The sequence below is a fragment of the Vibrio sp. V43_P6S15P86 genome, from assembly GCF_009904725.1.
Classification (GTDB): domain Bacteria; phylum Pseudomonadota; class Gammaproteobacteria; order Enterobacterales; family Vibrionaceae; genus Vibrio; species Vibrio diabolicus.
On the sequence record NZ_WXWT01000406.1, the window covers coordinates 1 to 2,649 of the forward strand.

Below are 2,649 nucleotides of genomic sequence, written 5' to 3' on the forward strand. Positions count from 1 at the left end.
GTTTATAGGTTTGTGGTCAAACTGTTGCTTATATCATCAAATAAGATAAAAAATTGGAACTAAAGTCACTTAATGGCAGAGGAAAAAATTAAACTCTGGTTTTAATGGGTAATAATGTTTTAGTAACAGATAGTTACGCACTTAAAATTAATAATATGGCTAATTTCCGACAAGGATTGAAAAAGATGAAAGACAAGGAATCTATTCAGACTAATAGCAGCCGCCGTAATTTTCTGAAAGGCGCAACAGGAGCTGTTGTTGCTGGTGTGAGTGCTTCCGCTTTCTCGGGCGCAGTTCAAGCACGAGAACAGAAAATTGATTGGAGCAGCCGCGGGCTAGGTAGAAAACACGATAAGCGCTTTTGGCGTAAAGTGCAACGACAGTTCGTTTTGGATAAACGTACGACTTACATGAACATTGGCACAACGGGTTCTATGCCAAGACAAGTTCTTCAAGATTACGAGCATAACAACAAGTTGGTGGCTAAGTATCCTTGGGATATGAAGGGCAAGTTTGGCTCTTGGCCTTATGTCTCTGAGATGGTTCAAGAAGTAGCGCCTGGCTTTGGTGCTAACCCAGAAGAAATCATTCTCAGCCGCAATACTACTGATGGTCTATGTTCGATCATTAACGGCTTACACTTTGAACCAGGCGATGTGATTCTAACAACGCACCATGAGCATATGGCTGCAACATCACCGATGAACGTCGCAAAACATCGTTTTGGCGTCGATGTTGTTGAAATTCAACTACCAGTATTTACCGGTACTGAAGACGTTTCTGAACAAGATTACATCCAAGCTTTCCGCGACGCCCTTGATGCGCATCAAAACGTTCGCCTCATCATGTTCTCTCATATCACCTATAAAACGGGAACGGCGTTACCAGCCAAAGCCATTTGTGCTTTAGCGAAAGAATATGGTGTGCCTACGCTTGTAGATGGAGCGCATACTGTCGGTATGTTTGACCTCGATTTCCATGATATGGATTGTGATTTCTATGCAGGTTCTGGTCACAAATGGCAGTGTGGTCCTGGCGCAACCGGTATTTTGTACGTACGTGATAACGCCAATCGCTTGAATGAGTATTGGAGTGATCGTGAAAACCCGTTGTGGTTGATCAACTCTTCACTTTCTCATGCTGATTACTTAGGCAAACAATTACAGATGCAGTACATCGGGAACGACAACTATCCTGCGAAACAAGCGTTAGTTGATAGCTGCAAAATGTGGGATGAGATTGGTCGTGACCGCATTGAGGAACGTGTTCTAAGTCTTGGTAGTTTGTGTAAAACCTTACTTCAAGAGTACTTGCCACAAGCCCAAATGTACTCGCCAAACGTGGAAGGTTTAACGAGTGGCTTAACCACAGTTAACCCATTCTCTGATGTGACGAATGAAGACATATTGACTGAATTCAGAGATCGTCTGCGTGAAGAATATGGCTATATCATTCGAACAACCAGCTTTAAGCTGCATAAAGATGATGACTTTGATACTTACGCACTCCGTATCTCCACGCACTTGTTCCATGACGAGCAGGATGTTGAAGGGCTCGTGGTGGCGATGACGAATTTGTATTACTCGTCGTTCTAACATCGTTGTTTATCACTCAAGCGCCCGTTATTGGGCGCTTTGTGAAAGGTAAGGATATTATTATGTCAGTCAAAACATTCAAAAGAACTTTAGCGGCGATGGCGCTTATGGCGGCCTCTGTTATGTCCTCTTCCGCTTGGGCAGACGACTTACAACAGATCCGTGATCGCGGAGTGTTGCGCCATATTGGTGTGCCGTACGCTAACTTCGTTTCTTATATTGAACAAGGTGAAGTGGAAACCTTGACTGGCTTAGATGTAGAGATAGTAAAAGGCTTTGCCAAGTCGTTGGGCGTTAAGTACCAATATGTTCCAGCTCAGTGGAGCGATATGGTCGGTAAGCTGACGGGCCAAGATGTTCAATACCATAATAAGCAAGCCGTTGTGGGAGAAAGTGTTCCAATCGAGGGTGACTTGATCGCAAATGGCGTTACCATTCTTGACTGGCGCTCTGAAGTTTTAGATTTTTCACAAGATTACTTCCCGTCAGGCGTTTGGTTAGTTTCCAGAACAGATTCCACGCTGAGTCCGATTAAACCCAGTGGTTCGGTTGATGAAGATGTAAAAACCGTCAAGCAGCTTATTCATGGTCGCGAAGTGTTAGCGTTGGAGCACTCTTGCTTGGACCCTAACCTTTATGACTTATATGACACAGGCGCAAAAGTCATACTGCCTGATGGGGCTCGTCTTCTTAATGAGATGGTGCCAGCGATAATGAAAAATGATGCGGAAAGCACATTACTAGACGTCGCCGATACGTTAATTGCATTAGAAAAATGGCCAGGTGAAATAAAAGTCATTGGTCCAGTATCCGAAAATCAGAAAATGGCTGTTGCATTCCGTAAAAACTCGCCGGAATTACGCAAAGCATTTGATCGTTATTTAGATTCAATAAAGAAAGATGGAACCTACGAAAAATTAGTAAAAAAATACTATCCATCTATTTACTACTTTTATAACGATTACTTCATAGAAGATAGTAAGAAAACCCGATGAAAAAGGCCGTTAAAAAAATATCCAGTAAAAAATTTATTGCAATAAGCGCAATATTAGTC

General features: G+C 42.7%; 2 protein-coding genes. Both read left to right on the forward strand.

Annotation, left to right across the window (positions count from 1 at the left end; translation table 11 throughout):
• Positions 1-185: 185 nt before the first annotated feature.
• Positions 186-1,595 (forward strand): aminotransferase class V-fold PLP-dependent enzyme, encoded by a 1,410-nt coding sequence (locus CAG69_RS18410; RefSeq protein ID WP_006741963.1) that lies wholly within the window; start codon positions 186-188, stop codon positions 1,593-1,595.
• Positions 1,596-1,657: 62 nt separating this feature from the next.
• Positions 1,658-2,590 (forward strand): transporter substrate-binding domain-containing protein, encoded by a 933-nt coding sequence (locus CAG69_RS18415; protein ID WP_161445563.1) that lies wholly within the window; start codon positions 1,658-1,660, stop codon positions 2,588-2,590.
• The last annotated feature ends 59 nt before the right edge of the window (positions 2,591-2,649 follow it).

What these genes read in the sequence shown, in the direction of transcription:
- CAG69_RS18410 (WP_006741963.1), top strand. Translation starts at nt 186, where the DNA reads ATGAAAGACAAGGAATCTATTCAGACTAATAGCAGCCGCCGTAATTTT.
- CAG69_RS18415 (WP_161445563.1), top strand. Translation starts at nt 1,658, where the DNA reads ATGTCAGTCAAAACATTCAAAAGAACTTTAGCGGCGATGGCGCTTATG.